The sequence below is a fragment of the Pseudomonas sp. S2_C11 genome (assembly GCF_054668395.1).
This window is the reverse complement of sequence record NZ_CP162765.1, coordinates 3,696,086-3,711,455: the sequence shown is the minus strand read 5'-3', so window position 1 is coordinate 3,711,455 and position 15,370 is coordinate 3,696,086. Positions and strand designations below refer to the sequence as shown.

Below are 15,370 nucleotides of genomic sequence, written 5' to 3'. Positions count from 1 at the left end.
GCCCATTCTTGATCAAGGAGTGAGCAAGTGACAGACGCACATGTAAATCGCGAAGTCCTCGATACTTTGCGCGAGGTGATGGAGGACGGCTATACGGAATTGCTGGAGACTTTTCTGGCAGATTCGCAAAGCCGCCTGCACGAGTTGCAGGACAGCACCAGCGCCAAAGCGCTTTCCGATGTAGCGCATAGCTTCAAGGGCAGCGCCAGCAACATGGGCGCGGTTCGACTGGCCGAGTTGTGTCAGGACCTGGAGTCGAATGCGAAGGACAAAAGCCCGGAAGCGCTCGCTCAGCTAGTCGCCGATATCCATTCTGAATTCGCCGAAGTACGTCCGGTGTACGAAAGCGAAAAGCACCACGCCCACATCCACTAAAGCTGCCGTCCGGCGCTTTTCGCAAGTGTCTGGCCAAACTGGCCCGGCACTTGCAGTCAACTTGCTCAACTGTACCTACGATCCCAGTGCAGCGGAGACCGTGTCATGCCTGCGACCCCCAACATTCTTCTTCAGACCGCCGCTCAGGCCAAGGCCCAAGCCGCCTCTGCCAAATCGTCGGCAATGGCCGCAGACGCCGGGGACAAGGCCTCCAGCTTCGCCAAAGTGTTCGCCGATCAGGCGCCGGCCAAGCCCGCCGTGAGCGCTGACAATTCAGTCAGGCCGGCACGCGACAAGGTCGCGGACAGCAGCGGCAAAAAGGATATCGGCAAAGAGCAGTCTGCCGCGCCCCAGCCAGCAGTTGCCGATAGCGGCAAAGCGTTGCCTGCCGACAAAGCGGCGGCGAGCGACGACGCGACTGCCACTGCCGATGACACCGCTGAAACCGTACTAACCCCTGTGGCCGATGCCGCGCCTGTAGACCCGACGCTGGATCCGGTCCTCGCGCAAGTCGTTCAGCCGTTGGTGGCAGCGCCTGTGGTGCAAACGCCAACAGTCGCCACGCCAGCCCAGCCGGAAACCGAGACGCCTGCATTGGCGGTCGTGTCGGGCATGGTCAAAGATCCGGCGGCAACCGACAGCGATTTCGATCCGTCGGCCGACCCGCTCGATTCGCTGCCGGCCGTGCGCATGGCGATGGAGCAGGGCGGGCATATTTCCGCCGCCAGTCAGGCGCAACCGAAAGCCACGCCTGCTCAAGCTCAGGCTGACGGTGAATTGACCGCCGCGCAGAACTTTGCCGCCGGCATGGCCAGCATGCTCGACGTGCAGGACGACAAGGACAGCACCAGTCAGCGCGGCGAACAAGCTTTCAGCGGGCTGATCGACGATGGTCTGAAGGATCTGAAATCGGCTACCAGCGACACCCGCGTCGATGACTTCGCCAACCGTCTGGCGGCACTGACCCAGGCCGCTACGCCGAAAACCGCCAATGCGCTGCCGGTGAATCAGCCGATCGCCATGCACCAGAGCGGCTGGACCGAAGAAGTGGTCAACCGCGTCATGTACCTGTCCAGCGTCAATCTGAAGGCCGCCGACATTCAGTTGCAACCGGCGGAGCTTGGGCGTCTGGATATCCGCGTGAACATGGTTCCCGATCAGCAGACCCAGGTCACCTTCATGAGCGCGCACCCGAGCGTGCGTGAAGCGCTCGACAGCCAGATGCACCGCCTGCGCGACATGTTCAACCAGCAGGGTATGGGCCAGGTGGATGTCAATGTCGCCGACCAGAACCGTGGCTGGCAGGGGCAGCAAGGTCAGGAACAGGCGCAGCATGGGCAGAGTGGCCGGACCAGTGCTGCGGGTGGGCGTCTTGACTCGGTGGATGAGGAATTGGCACCGGCTACTGTCGCTGAAGTGGCGGCGCAGACTACCAGCGTAATTGGCAGCAGCGCGGTCGACTATTACGCCTGAGCAAATCAAGAGCCCCCTCACCCTAGCCCTCTCCCAGAGGGAGAGGGGACCGATTGGGGAATCTTGAAGAACTACGCCGACCTGAACGAGCATCGCTGAATCCGTTCGACATTCGGCGACCTGTTGATTCCCGCCCTGAACTTGCAATCACCTCGGTTGTGCAGGTCGATGTCCAGCCCCATTACATCTCGGTCGGCCCCCTCTCCCTCAGGGAGAGGGCTGGGGTGAGGGTGCTTTTGACTTTAGCGTCGTTCTCGACCTCCGACACTTCTGGCATAACACTTGCTCTTGCCTTGCCGTGCGACTGTGAAACCCCCGATTAGTGACGGATTATTGGCATGGCGAAGAGCGAAGCTGCAGCAGTAAAAGACCCCGCAACCAAAGGCAAACTCAAGCTGATCATCGTGATCGTGCTGGCGTTGCTGGTGGCCATTGGTGCATCCGTCGGGGCGACCTGGTTCTTCATGCACGGCGCGCAAAGCAAGCCTGCCGAGGCCGCTGAAGCAGCGCCGGTCGGCAAGCAGGCGGCGATTTTCGAGCCGATGGCGCCGGCCTTCGTGGCCAACTACAACCAGAACGGCCGTCAGCGCTACATGCAGGTGAGCATCACCATGCTGGCGCGGAATCAGGCCGATCTGGACGCGCTCAAAGTGCACATGCCGGTTATCCGCAACAACCTGGTAATGCTCTTCTCCGGTCAGGATTTCGCCACACTGGCGACACCGGTCGGCCAAGAGATGTTGCGCCAGAAGGCCACCGCCAGCGTCCAGGAAGTGGCGCAGAAAGAACTGGGCAAAGTGGTCATCGAACAGTTGCTTTTCACTAATTTCGTACTGCAGTAGGAACACGACATGGCCGTGCAGGATCTGCTGTCCCAGGATGAAATCGATGCGCTGCTGCATGGCGTCGATGATGGTCTGGTACAGACCGATAATGCTGCCGAACCCGGCAGTGTCAAAAGCTACGACCTGACCAGTCAGGATCGCATCGTCCGTGGACGCATGCCGACGCTGGAAATGATCAACGAGCGCTTTGCCCGCTACACCCGCATCAGCATGTTCAACATGCTGCGCCGCTCGGCGGACGTGGCTGTCGGTGGCGTGCAGGTGATGAAGTTCGGCGAATACGTGCACTCGCTGTACGTGCCGACCAGCCTCAACCTGGTCAAGATCAAACCGCTGCGCGGCACCGCGCTGTTCATCCTCGACGCCAAACTGGTGTTCAAGCTGGTGGACAACTTCTTCGGTGGTGACGGCCGTCACGCCAAGATTGAAGGGCGTGAGTTCACCCCGACCGAACTGCGCGTAGTGCGCATGGTGCTCGAGCAGGCTTTCGTCGATCTGAAAGAAGCCTGGCAGGCGATCATGGAAGTCAATTTCGAGTACATCAACTCGGAAGTGAACCCGGCCATGGCCAACATCGTCGGCCCGAGCGAAGCGATTGTGGTCTCCACCTTCCACATCGAACTCGATGGCGGTGGCGGCGATCTGCACGTGACCATGCCGTACTCGATGATCGAGCCGGTGCGCGAGATGCTCGACGCCGGTTTCCAATCCGACCTCGACGATCAGGACGAGCGCTGGGTCAACGCCCTGCGCCAGGACGTGCTCGATGTCGACGTGCCGATCGGTGCCACCGTAGCCCGCCGCCAGTTGAAGCTGCGCGACATCCTGCACATGCAACCGGGCGATGTGATCCCGGTCGAGATGCCGGAAGACATGATCATGCGCGCCAACGGCGTGCCGGCCTTCAAGGTCAAGATGGGCTCGCACAAAGGCAACCTCGCGTTGCAGGTGATCGAGCCGATCGAGCGTCGCTGAGGCGGCGCTTTTCACCCCGTATTTAACCGAATTGTTGCCCGCCGAGGACACATGATGAACGACGATATGAACGCGCAGGACGACCAGGCACTGGCCGATGAATGGGCTGCGGCCCTGGAAGAAACCGGTGACGCCGGCCAGGCTGACATCGATGCACTGCTGGCCGCCGACGCCGGCACTTCCAGCTCCAACCGTCTGCCGATGGAAGAGTTCGGCAGCGTGCCGAAGAACAATGATCCGGTGACCCTCGACGGTCCGAACCTGGACGTGATCCTCGACATCCCGGTGTCGATCTCGATGGAAGTCGGCAGTACCGACATCAACATCCGCAACCTGCTGCAACTCAACCAGGGTTCGGTGATCGAGCTTGATCGTCTGGCCGGTGAGCCGCTCGACGTGCTGGTCAACGGCACCTTGATCGCCCACGGCGAAGTAGTGGTGGTCAACGAGAAGTTCGGCATCCGCCTGACCGACGTGATCAGCCCAAGCGAACGCATCAAGAAGCTGCGCTGAGTGAAAAGGTTTCTCTGGGTGCTGCTGGCATGGCCGTTGAGCGTGCTGGCTGCCGAGCCGGGCGCAACCACTGCCGGGCCTGCCGCCACCGCGCCGATGGTCAATAGCGGCGTGGCCGGTCAGTTGACGCAACTGGTGTTCGGTTTGCTGCTGGTGCTGGGTTTGATCTTCTTCCTCGCCTGGCTGCTGCGCCGCGTGCAGCAGGCGGGGCCGGCCGGCAAGGGCCAGGTGATCGAGCTGATCGGCTCACGCGCGCTCGGTCCGCGTGACCGCTTGATGCTGGTGCAGGTCGGCAACGAGCAGATTCTGCTCGGCCTCAGCCCCGGCACCATCACCGCGCTGCACGTGCTCAAAGAGCCGGTCGAAGTCCCCACCGCCAGTGAAAAAGCGACGCCGGAATTTGCTCAGCATCTGCTGAAGATTCTTGGCAAGGACCAAAAGGATACGAAGTAATGGGTGCGCTCCGCATCGTCTTGACGCTGGTCCTGTTGCTGGCCGCGCCGCTGGCGTTGGCCGCCGATCCGTTGTCGATCCCGGCGATCACGCTGGGCACCAATGCCGACGGCGCGCAGGAATATTCGGTCAGTCTGCAGATCCTGCTGATCATGACCGCGCTGAGCTTTATTCCAGCGGCGGTCATCCTGATGACCAGCTTCACGCGGATCATCATCGTCTTCTCGATATTGCGTCAGGCCCTCGGCCTGCAACAGACGCCGTCGAACCAGATCCTCACCGGCATGGCGCTGTTCCTGACGCTGTTCATCATGGCGCCGGTGTTCGACCGGGTGAACAACGACGCGCTGCAACCGTATCTGGCGGAAACCCTCACCGCCCAGCAAGCGGTGGAAAAGGCTCAGGTGCCGATCAAGGACTTCATGCTCGCGCAGACCCGCACCAGCGATCTGGAGCTGTTCATGCGCCTGTCCAAGCGCACCGACATTGCCAGCCCGGATCAGGCGCCGTTGACCATTCTGGTGCCGGCGTTCGTGACTTCCGAGCTTAAAACCGCCTTCCAGATCGGCTTCATGATCTTCATTCCGTTCCTGATCATCGACCTCGTCGTGGCGAGCGTGCTGATGGCCATGGGTATGATGATGCTCTCGCCGCTGATCATTTCGTTGCCGTTCAAGATCATGCTGTTCGTGCTGGTCGATGGCTGGGCGCTGATCATCGGTACTCTGGCCAGCAGTTTTGGAGGTGTTTCGCCATGACGCCGGAAGTCGCGGTCGATATCTTTCGTGAAGCCCTGTGGCTGACCACCATGATGGTCGCCATCCTGGTGGTGCCGAGCCTTCTGGTCGGCCTGCTGGTGTCGATGTTCCAGGCCGCCACGCAGATCAACGAACAGACCCTGAGCTTCCTGCCGCGTCTTCTGGTGATGCTGGTGACCCTGATCATCGGCGGTCCGTGGATCGTGCAGACGTTCATGGAATACATCATCCAGCTGTACAAAAACATTCCGATGGTCATCGGCTAAGCCATGCAATCGCTGCTTCAGCTGACCGACACCCAGATCAGCACCTGGGTGGCGTCGTTCATGTTGCCGCTGTTTCGCGTGGCGTCGATGCTGATGGTCATGCCGGTGTTCGGCACCACCCTGATCCCGCGCCGCGTGCGCCTGTATTTCGCCGTGGCGATCACCGTGGTCATCACCCCGGCGCTGCCGCCGATGCCCGCCGTCAGCCCGCTGGATCTCAGCGGCCTGCTGCTGATCGGTGAGCAGATTCTGGTTGGCGCCGTACTCGGCTTTTCCCTGCAACTGTTCTTTCAGGCGTTTGCCGTGGCTGGACAGATCGTCGCGATCCAGATGGGCATGGGCTTCGCCTCGATGATCGACCCTACCAACGGCGTTTCAGTGGCGGTGATCGGGCAGTTCTTCACCATGCTGGTGACGCTGCTGTTCCTGTCAATGAACGGCCATCTGGTGGTATTCGAAGTCCTCACTGAAAGCTTCACCACGCTGCCGGTCGGCGGCGGTTTGATGGTCGCGCATTACTGGGAACTGGCCGGCAAACTCGGCTGGGTGCTCGGCGCCGCGCTGCTGCTGGTGTTGCCCGCCGTCACCGCGCTGTTGGTGGTCAACATAGCCTTCGGCGTGATGACCCGCGCCGCGCCGCAACTGAACATTTTCTCGATCGGTTTTCCGCTGACCCTGGTGCTCGGCCTGTTCATCGTCTGGGTCGGCCTTGCGGATATTCTCAACCAGTATCAACCGCTGGCCAGCGAGGCCTTGCAGTTGCTACGCGAACTGGCACGGGCGCGCTGAGTCATGGCAGAGAGCGAAAGCGGTCAGGACAAGACAGAAGACCCCACGGAGAAACGCAAAAAGGACTCCCGAGAGAAGGGTGAGATTGCTCGCTCCAAAGAGCTCAACACTCTGGCCGTGATGATGGCCGGCGCCTCTGCGCTGCTGATTTTCGGCGGCATGCTTGCGCAAGAAATGATGGACGTGATGCGCCTGAACTTCACCCTGTCCCGCGAAGTGGTCATGGATCAGGGCGCCATGGGCCGTTTTCTGTTGGAGTCAGGGTTGATCGCCTTGCTGGCGATTCAGCCGGTGATGATAACCCTGTTGCTCGCCGCCATCATCGGGCCAATCTCCCTGGGTGGCTGGCTGTTCGCGGCAAGTTCGCTGGCACCCAAATTCAGCCGGATGAACCCGGCCGCCGGCCTCAAACGGATGTTCTCGTTCAAGGCTGTGGTTGAACTGCTCAAGGCATTGGCGAAGTTTCTGATCACCTTGGGCGTGGCGCTGTTGGTGTTGTCCGCCGACGTCGACGACTTGCTGCGCATCGCCCACGAACCACTGGATATGGCGATCATTCACAGCGTCTTGCTGGTGGGCTGGAGCACGCTGTGGCTGGCCTGCGGTCTGATCATCATCGCCGCCGTCGACGTGCCGGTGCAGATCTGGGAGAGCATGAAGAAGCTCAAGATGACCAAGCAGGAAGTGCGCGACGAACACAAGGATCAGGAAGGCCGCCCGGAGGTCAAGCAACGCATTCGCCAGACCCAGCGCGAAATGTCCCAGCGACGGATGATGGCGGCGATTCCCGAAGCCGACGTGGTCATCACCAACCCGACCCACTACGCGGTCGCGCTCAAGTACGACTCGGAGAAGGGCGGCGCACCGGTGCTGCTGGCCAAGGGCAGCGACTTCATCGCCCTGAAAATCCGCGAAATCGCAGTGGCCAACAACGTCATGCTGCTCGAGTCGCCTGCGCTGGCGCGCTCGATCTATTACTCAACTGAGCTTGAGCAGGAGATTCCTGGCGGGCTGTATTTGGCAGTGGCGCAGGTGTTGGCCTACGTCTATCAGATTCGCCAACACCAGGCGGGCAAGGGCAAGCGGCCGGACCCGTTGAAGGATGATTTGCCGATTCCGCCGGATTTGCGTCGGGATTCCTGACGTTGCTGCGCAGCCTTTTGTCTGAGATTCCCCTTTACTGTCAACTCTGACAGGTGCAGTCGCCGTGATTTTGCAGTTTGATGCAAGATGCAGCTGCGTACTGGCGCGGTCAGGCGAGCGAGTGCAAGGGAGCACGACGATGAAAGGTATTTTCAGCAGCTACGATGAAAAAACCGGCAAAGGCACCATCACGCCGAAGCCGACGGGACGATGCCTTTCCTTTGCCGAAGCCACGGGTTTTTTTCTGACTGCCAAAGAGTACCGATTCAGCGTTCCATTGGCTGAGGCCTTGCAGGCGAAGATCAAAGTGGGCGGCGAAGTCGAGTTCGAATTGCCCAGGACCAAAAATGGGAAAGTGAAAATCCTTCGGTATTGACCGGCAGTTTGCCCTCATCGCCAAACACCTGAAAAGAAAACCGCCGTCCCGATGATGCGCAACGGCGGTTTTTTTGGGCGATTATTGCCTGTCAGTAGCCTTCGCGAGCAAACTTGATTCCACTTGTAATGCGATCAACCGTCGAAAGTGAGCCTGCTCGCTAAGGGGTCATCCCGGTCAGGAAAACAACCAAGTTCAAGCCCCGCTGTTCTAGATCACTGGTTAAATAAATCCGTTCCCTTTACTCCTGTCCCCTTTTCTCTCAATTCTGATGAGGCGAAGCGTCGACTCACTACCGCAAACACAAGACAGTGTGTCCAGGGCTAGAATGATAAGCATGCTCTCTCCACCCGTGTCCTTCGTTGTACAACCCCCAATACAAACTAACGTCTGAGCGAATTCCATAGGCAGCGGGCTGAGTCACAAAAAATTTAGTTCGGAACAAAACCAGGTCTGACGTTTTTACAGCACGGCCATTCGCATTGACCCACTGATCAATCTTTGAATCAGCTATAAGTGATGGTGAGACAATGCATTGTTCGACGTTGCTTACAGAAACAGAAATTGAGGCATGTTGGCCTGAGCTATCTCTTACATTGATGGTGGTGCTGCCATTACCTTCACTCCAGATTAACCCGACGTCATTGACGTTTGCGATTTTTGGATTATCCGATTGATAAGTAATTTGACCCACTCCTCCTGACGCTTGACGATTTGCTGAGGCTCCAGACGGATGAACACCCGTAAGGCGCCATCTATCGATGTACTGACCACTGGTATTCACGATTGACACTGTCCTGCCTGACAACTCTAAAGGTGAATCATCTATGATGAGTTTTGCACGTACCTTGAGGCCTACATTTAGACTAGGGAACAGAGTAGCGTCGTTTTTGTCCCCGTTGGTGCTGAATCCAACACTAATGTCCACGCGAAGAGATCCATCAACAAGGCGGTCTAGTTCCGAACGCAAAAGCGTTCTGCTCAATTTACCTGGCATTTCAATTTCAATTCCATTAGCCAACGAAATTTCGTAGTCCGATCCATCATCTTTTTTTCCTACGCAAAGCAGCCAGAACTTTTGTCCCTTTGCCATGGCTGTCCAGGTATCGACTGTCACAGTCGCATCGCCATCAAAAGTCGATAAATCAAGTACTTTTCCTTCGTCCGGCCCAATTGCTTGGAGAATTACGGGTGTCGGCAAACGCGGGTCTCCATCAGCGATTGTCATGACATCAAACCTGACTGTTGGTGATTCTCCAGCCGGAACTCCGGTACGAATCAAATCCCACCGCAACTCAATCGCCTTGCCATGCCAAGCCGCCAGAAACGCAGCGCTCAATGAAATCTCTGCAATCCCACCAACAAAATCCACCACCGGAAACGGCGGCGCACCGGCCGGCGCGTTCACCTGGACGAATTGAGCCTTATCGTCTTTCTCTGCTGCGAAGCCTGTTATCTGAAGCTTCACTCCATCCGGATTAGCCAAAACGTCAATCGGCACTGTGGGCGGGTTCAAGGTTGGGGGTGGCAGGACAAGTTGCAGGCCAATGACGGTATACACCTGATACGGAAACTGCGTGGCGCTAGCGAAGTCATTGCTCTTGTCCTCCGATACCCAGAATTCCAGTTTCAACAGCGATCCTTCTTTCAATTCTTTCAGAAAAGCTATGAGCAGCGGTTTATCCCAGAACCCCTGACTGACCCAGGTCGCATTCACCTTGTGGGTGTCACCATTCCAGAATTGCAGGACGTGCGCCGAGCCGTCAGGTTTCTGGCCGGTGAGCTTCAACCACACCTGCTGACCGACCTGGATTCCCGTCCAGTCGCGTGCTCGCAGCGTGGCGTCCTGGCCCCTCAGTGCGGCCACGTCGAGCATGCCGTCCACGGCCTCAGCGATTATCGGCGAGTTGTACACCTTCTGATTGGCGGTGATAGTGATCGGGGTCGTCGCCGACTCATTGTTGTTGGTCAATTGATCGCGCACCCTGGCGAAGACCGAATGGGTGCCGTCGCCTATCAACTGCAATTCTGCAGCCGTCAGGGTATGGTTGATCGGGCTTGTGGGGTTGGGAAATGTGATGCTCCAGGTGCCTATGGTGAGCGTGACCGTGTCGTGAGGCCGTGAGTAACCGACGGTGATCGTGATGACTGCCGTCTGCCCCGGTGCGACGCTGGGTGGATGGCTGACGGTGACGGTAGGCGCCGGGTTGTTGTAGAGCAGCTTAAGTGTGGGTGAGTCAGCGTCGTTACCGCTGGCTCGGGTCACTCTGTAGCGGACATCGTTGACACCGTTTGTGAACCAGCTCGCCGGCACGTGCAAAAGAATGCGTTCCTGCTCCTCACCGGGATAGATGGTTTTGCTGATGCCGGTGTTGACTCCGTTGACAAAAATAGTCACGACGTCATAAGCCGCCATGACCCAATTCCGCAAGCCGGTTATGGGGTCGATGACAAGTTCTACCCCAGATGGAGTGAATGCCGAGAGAGGAAGGCCACCATCGGCAGTACCTGGAGGCAGCACCGGTGTTATCCATTGCGGGGGGTACACGGGATACAAGGCCAGGGCAGCGTTGGCTTCGGTTGAATGGACTTGAACGCTCATTCTGTTCTCCAGGAACAATGGCAGGCAAGGTTCATCACAACGCAGAACGAGGCGCCCGTCACCTGTCAGATCTGACAGGTGGGGACGGTTTTCCGACCAATGGTATCGCTGAAGGAGTGGGCGCTCCTGCGCCGCCGAGAGGCCTAGCTCGCGCAAGCTGCACTCGACAGGATCTTCAGCCGCTGCAAGATTTGCATCCAAGAAGATCAAAATGTGGGAGCGCGCTTGCTCGCCAAAAGGCCGGCTCTCTCACTCGAATCACTCAGCCGAACCGCATCATCCAGGCAACTCCAGATTATCCAGCACCCGATTTACCGCCAGTTCCCCGAGCATGATCAGTTGCGCAATCCCCATCAGCGTTCGGCGCTGCGATGGTTTGACCAGCCCGGCGAATTCCTGGGCGATGGTTTTGGCCGAGGCGAGGGTTTCGCAGGCGTTGGCCAGCAGGTCTTCGTTTTTTGTGTCGGCGGTGACGGCGTACATGGCGCGGGGGCTGAAGGGTGGTGGGGTCGAGCCGGGTGGGCAGAGGTAGTGGTCGAGGGCGCGATCGGCGGCTTCGTGGAGTTTTTTTGAATCGAGGGATTCGTAGGGGGAGGTGGGGTCGGATTCGGGCGGGTTGGGTGTTGGTTTGATCATGGTGAAGCTCCTTTGAAATGGAGCCGCGACAACCTGTCGCTAAACAGGGAGGGTGGCGGCTGTACGCGGGTTAGCGAACCGGTCAAAGGCACCCGGCAGACCCGAAGGTCTCCCGCATACAGCCACCATGACGAAATCGCGAAAATACAGATCCGCAACGAAGCCTGGAACGCTGATGCACCTTTGACTTGAGTTCGAGTCGCTAAACCCGATCGCTGATTCGTCAGCGACCGGACCACAATAGAATCCGACCCCCAGGTGCACAAGCCGGCGGATTCTGGCTTGGCTGTAGGCAATGGCGCAAGGATTTGTAGCCTTGAGACCGTGTCTGCTGGTGTCTTGTAAACAGCTTCGTTTAAATCGAAAAAAATGCGCCGCATTCGAAGGCCTCTTCGCGAGCAGGCTCGCTCCCACAGGGGCCGTATTCCAAATGTCCGATTGGGAATGCATGTCAAACTGTGGGAGCGAGCCTGCTCGCGAAGGGGCCAGCCCAATCAGCCGATAAATCCCAAGTAAAACCGCTCTATTTCATTCCCCGGCAAAAGTTGGAAAGCTTCTTGCAGTAGCCGCCCTGCGCCCGTTCGGGGCGTCAAAAGTTTGCTTTAAAGGAACGGGGAAAACCGGTGGATCGCACTCAGTTATTCAATACAGCACGCACCAACGTTGCCGACCTCAGTCGAGGCAATCTGGGCGTGCCGTTGTTGCTGCTGGTCATGCTGGCGATGATGATGTTGCCGGTACCGCCGTTCCTGCTCGACGTCTTCTTTACCTTCAACATTGCCCTGTCCATCGTCGTCCTGCTGGTCTGCGTGTACGCGCTGCGGCCGCTGGATTTCGCCGTGTTCCCGACGATTCTGCTGGTGGCGACGTTGCTGCGACTGGCGCTGAACGTGGCCTCGACGCGGGTGGTAATGCTCCACGGTCAGGACGGCCATGCCGCGGCCGGTAAGGTGATTCAGGCGTTCGGTGAGGTGGTGATCGGCGGTAACTACGTGGTCGGTATCGTGGTCTTCGCGATCCTCATGATCATCAACTTCGTCGTGGTGACCAAGGGTGCCGGGCGGATTTCCGAGGTGAGCGCGCGCTTCACCCTCGATGCGATGCCCGGCAAACAAATGGCGATCGACGCCGACCTCAACGCCGGTGTGATTGACCAGAACCAGGCCAAATCGCGCCGTCAGGAAGTCGCCCAGGAGGCGGAGTTCTACGGTTCGATGGACGGTGCCAGCAAGTTTGTCCGTGGTGACGCCATCGCCGGCCTGCTGATTCTGTTCATCAACCTCATCGGCGGCATGGCCGTGGGTATCTTCCAGCACGGCATGAGCTTCGGCGATGCGGGCAAGGTTTACGCCTTGCTGACCATCGGTGACGGTTTAGTGGCGCAATTGCCATCACTGTTGTTATCTACAGCAGCGGCGATCATGGTGACCCGCGCTTCCGGCTCGGAAGACATGGGCAAGCAGATCAATCGCCAGATGTTCGCCTCGCCGAAAGCACTGGCCGTGGCCGCTGGTTTGATGGCGGTGATGGGCCTTGTGCCGGGCATGCCGCACTTCTCCTTCCTGAGTATGGCGGCGCTGGCTGCGGGCGGCGCTTACCTGTTCTGGAAAAAGCAGAACGTTGCCAAGGTCGTGGCGCTGGAAGAGGTCAAGCGTCAGCAGGAACTGCTGCCGTCGCCGGCCCGCGCCATGGAAACCAAAGAGCTGGGCTGGGACGACGTCACGCCGATCGACATGATCGGCCTCGAAGTCGGCTATCGCCTGATTCCGCTGGTAGACCGCAATCAGGGTGGGCAATTGCTCGCGCGGATCAAGGGTGTGCGCAAGAAGCTCTCGCAGGATCTGGGCTTCCTGATGCCGACCGTGCACATCCGCGACAACCTTGATCTGGCGCCGAGCGCGTATCGCTTGACGCTGATGGGCGTGATTCTCGCTGAGGCCGAGATCTACCCGGACCGCGAACTGGCGATCAACCCCGGCCAGGTGTATGGCTCGCTCAACGGGATCAACGCCAAAGATCCGGCTTTCGGCCTGGAGGCGGTGTGGATCGAAATCAGCCAGCGCGCCCAGGCGCAATCACTCGGCTACACCGTGGTCGACGCCAGCACCGTGGTCGCCACGCACTTGAACCAGATTCTGTACAAGCACTCCAGTGAGCTGATTGGCCACGAGGAAGTGCAGCAACTCATGCAATTGCTGGCCAAGAGCTCGCCGAAACTGGCGGAAGAGCTGGTGCCGGGCGTGGTTTCGCTGTCGCAGTTGCTCAAGGTCCTGCAAGCGCTGCTCGCCGAGCACGTGCCGGTGCGCGACATTCGCAGCATCGCCGAAGCGATCGCGAACAACGCTGCCAAGAGTCAAGATACCGCCGCGCTGGTCGCCGCTGTGCGGGTCGGCGTATCCCGTGCAATCGTCCAAAGCATTGTAGGCACTGAGTCCGAGCTGCCTGTAATCACATTGGAACCAAGGTTGGAACAGATATTGCTCAATAGTCTGCAGAAGGCAGGACAAGGCTCGGAAGAGGGCGTTCTGCTGGAGCCGAGCATGGCCGAGAAGCTGCAACGTTCGTTGATCGAAGCGGCCCAGCGTCAGGAAATGCAAGGCCAACCGGTGATCCTGCTGGTAGCCGGCCCGATTCGCGCGATGCTCTCGCGTTTCGGCCGCCTCGCAGTGCCAGGGCTGCATGTACTGGCCTACCAGGAAGTACCGGACAACAAGCAAGTGACCATCGTTGCGACAGTAGGGCCCAACGGCTGAGGTAGTGGTTTATGCAAGTTAAGCGTTTTTTCGCCGCCGATATGCGTCAGGCCATGAAGCTGGTTCGCGATGAGCTGGGCGCTGATGCCGCCATCATCGGCAACCGCCGCATTGCCGGCGGCGTCGAGTTGACGGCGGCTCTGGATTACAAATTGTCGGCGCTGGCGCCACGGGTTCCGAACATGGAGCTCGAAGACGAGCTGCGCAAGACCCAGTCGCGCATCGTCACCGCCCAGGCCGAGCTGAGCCTGCGTGGCGAAGCCGACGGCAACACCAATCAGCAGTTGTTCGCCGGGCTGCCGTTGACCGCAGGCCTGCCGCTGACTGCTGCCGAACCGCTGAGCGAGCCGACCTACGCCGCACCGACGCGCCCGGCCGCAGCGCCTGCGCAGGCCTCGGCGGGTGTCGATCCGCGTGCACTGGATTCGATGCGTTTTGAATTGAACAGCTTGCGCGAGCTGATGGAAGTGCAGCTCGGCACCCTGGCCTGGAATCAGCTGCAAGGCAGCCGTCCGGCCCAGGCCAATCTGTATCGCCGTCTGCAGCGCATCGGCCTGTCCGGCCCGCTGTCGCGCGATCTGTTGGCGATGATCACCGATATCGAAGAACCCCGTCAGGCCTGGCGCATGCTGCTGGCGCACCTGGCGCGGATGATTGCCGTACCGGAAGTCGAGCCGCTGGAAGAGGGCGGTGTGATTGCCATGGTCGGCCCCGCCGGCATGGGCAAGACCACCACGCTGGCCAAGCTTGCCGCGCGTTATGTGCTCAAGTACGGCGCGCAGAACGTTGCGCTGGTGAGCATGGACAGCTTCCGCATCGGCGCGCAGGAACAATTGAAAACCCTCGGGCGCATCCTCAACGTGCCGGTAACGCACGTCGATCCGGGTCAGTCGCTGGTGCAGGCATTGGATCCACTGCTACGCAAACGCGTGGTTTTGATCGATACTGCCGGCCTGCAAGCCAGTGATCCGGCGTTGCGCATGCAGCTTGAGAGCCTGGCCGGGCGTGGCATTCGCTCAAAAAATTATCTGGTCCTGGCAACCACCAGCCAGAAACAGGTTCTAACCGCCGCTTATCACAGTTACAAGCGTTGCGGGCTGGCCGGCTGCATCCTGACTAAACTGGATGAAACGGCCAGTCTCGGCGAAGTGTTGAGCCTGGCGATCAGTCATGAATTGCCGGTCGCGTATCTGACCGATGGCCCACGGATTCCGGATGATCTGCATCTGCCGCGCCGTCATCAACTGGTCAGCCGCGCCGTCAGCGTGCAAATGCAGGAAGAACCCAGCGAAGAAGCCATGGCTGACATGTTCGCTGATATCTATCACAGCCCGACCAAGCAGGTTGGCTGAGGTAATCATGAACAGTTTTTGTACCTACATCGATGGTCTGCCACGCATTGTTCCGATCAGG

15 protein-coding genes are annotated in these 15,370 nt (G+C 59.2%); 13 read left to right on the top strand and 2 right to left on the bottom strand.

Going from position 1 to position 15,370, the window contains the following annotated elements; all coding sequences use genetic code 11:
• Positions 1 to 27: 27 nt before the first annotated feature.
• The 11 genes from AB4N48_RS16780 (at position 28) to AB4N48_RS16730 (ending at position 7,966) form a co-directional block, all read left to right on the top strand.
• Positions 28 to 375 (top strand): Hpt domain-containing protein, encoded by a 348-nt coding sequence (locus AB4N48_RS16780; protein WP_056783810.1) that lies wholly within the window; start codon positions 28 to 30, stop codon positions 373 to 375.
• Between the two features lie 105 nt (positions 376 to 480).
• Positions 481 to 1,848, top strand: coding sequence for a flagellar hook-length control protein FliK (locus tag AB4N48_RS16775; protein WP_460093996.1), 1,368 nt, complete (start codon positions 481 to 483; stop codon positions 1,846 to 1,848).
• Between the two features lie 338 nt (positions 1,849 to 2,186).
• The gene (gene fliL, locus AB4N48_RS16770) at positions 2,187 to 2,690 is read left to right on the top strand and encodes a flagellar basal body-associated protein FliL (protein ID WP_016771071.1); all 504 of its coding nucleotides are present in this window, start codon (positions 2,187 to 2,189) and stop codon (positions 2,688 to 2,690) included.
• Positions 2,691 to 2,699: 9 nt separating this feature from the next.
• Complete coding sequence (gene fliM / locus AB4N48_RS16765) at positions 2,700 to 3,668, top strand: flagellar motor switch protein FliM (RefSeq protein ID WP_003222890.1); 969 nt, start codon at positions 2,700 to 2,702, stop codon at positions 3,666 to 3,668.
• A 54-nt stretch (positions 3,669 to 3,722) separates the two neighbouring features.
• Positions 3,723 to 4,181 (top strand): flagellar motor switch protein FliN, encoded by a 459-nt coding sequence (gene fliN, locus AB4N48_RS16760; protein ID WP_016771070.1) that lies wholly within the window; start codon positions 3,723 to 3,725, stop codon positions 4,179 to 4,181.
• Positions 4,182 to 4,634 carry a flagellar biosynthetic protein FliO gene (gene fliO, locus AB4N48_RS16755; protein ID WP_460093993.1) on the top strand — a complete coding sequence of 151 codons (453 nt, stop codon included), beginning with the start codon at positions 4,182 to 4,184 and terminating at the stop codon, positions 4,632 to 4,634.
• Positions 4,634 to 5,392 (top strand): flagellar type III secretion system pore protein FliP, encoded by a 759-nt coding sequence (gene fliP / locus AB4N48_RS16750; RefSeq protein WP_150636664.1) that lies wholly within the window; start codon positions 4,634 to 4,636, stop codon positions 5,390 to 5,392. Before fliO ends, fliP begins: the two co-directional genes overlap by 1 nt.
• The gene (gene fliQ, locus AB4N48_RS16745) at positions 5,389 to 5,658 is read left to right on the top strand and encodes a flagellar biosynthesis protein FliQ (RefSeq protein ID WP_016771067.1); all 270 of its coding nucleotides are present in this window, start codon (positions 5,389 to 5,391) and stop codon (positions 5,656 to 5,658) included. Before fliP ends, fliQ begins: the two co-directional genes overlap by 4 nt.
• A gap of 3 nt (positions 5,659 to 5,661) precedes the next feature.
• The gene (gene fliR / locus AB4N48_RS16740; RefSeq protein WP_016771066.1) at positions 5,662 to 6,447 is read left to right on the top strand and encodes a flagellar biosynthetic protein FliR; all 786 of its coding nucleotides are present in this window, start codon (positions 5,662 to 5,664) and stop codon (positions 6,445 to 6,447) included.
• A 3-nt stretch (positions 6,448 to 6,450) separates the two neighbouring features.
• The gene (gene flhB / locus AB4N48_RS16735; protein ID WP_016771065.1) at positions 6,451 to 7,590 is read left to right on the top strand and encodes a flagellar biosynthesis protein FlhB; all 1,140 of its coding nucleotides are present in this window, start codon (positions 6,451 to 6,453) and stop codon (positions 7,588 to 7,590) included.
• A 139-nt stretch (positions 7,591 to 7,729) separates the two neighbouring features.
• Positions 7,730 to 7,966 carry a hypothetical protein gene (locus tag AB4N48_RS16730; protein ID WP_150636666.1) on the top strand — a complete coding sequence of 79 codons (237 nt, stop codon included), beginning with the start codon at positions 7,730 to 7,732 and terminating at the stop codon, positions 7,964 to 7,966.
• 292 nt (positions 7,967 to 8,258) lie between these two features.
• Here the strand turns inward: AB4N48_RS16730 and AB4N48_RS16725 are convergent, their stop codons facing one another.
• Positions 8,259 to 10,568 (bottom strand): Ig-like domain-containing protein, encoded by a 2,310-nt coding sequence (locus AB4N48_RS16725; protein WP_460093991.1) that lies wholly within the window; start codon positions 10,566 to 10,568, stop codon positions 8,259 to 8,261.
• Between the two features lie 276 nt (positions 10,569 to 10,844).
• Positions 10,845 to 11,204, bottom strand: a complete 360-nt coding sequence (locus AB4N48_RS16720) for a DUF6124 family protein (protein ID WP_217850644.1) — start codon at positions 11,202 to 11,204, stop codon at positions 10,845 to 10,847.
• Between the two features lie 623 nt (positions 11,205 to 11,827).
• On the opposite strand from AB4N48_RS16720, the gene flhA reads away from it, so the two are divergent.
• Positions 11,828 to 13,957: a flagellar biosynthesis protein FlhA gene (gene flhA / locus AB4N48_RS16715; RefSeq protein ID WP_460093988.1), complete on the top strand. Its 2,130-nt coding sequence runs from the start codon at positions 11,828 to 11,830 to the stop codon at positions 13,955 to 13,957.
• 11 nt (positions 13,958 to 13,968) lie between these two features.
• Positions 13,969 to 15,309: a flagellar biosynthesis protein FlhF gene (flhF, locus tag AB4N48_RS16710; RefSeq protein ID WP_024012117.1), complete on the top strand. Its 1,341-nt coding sequence runs from the start codon at positions 13,969 to 13,971 to the stop codon at positions 15,307 to 15,309.
• Positions 15,310 to 15,370 lie beyond the last annotated feature (61 nt).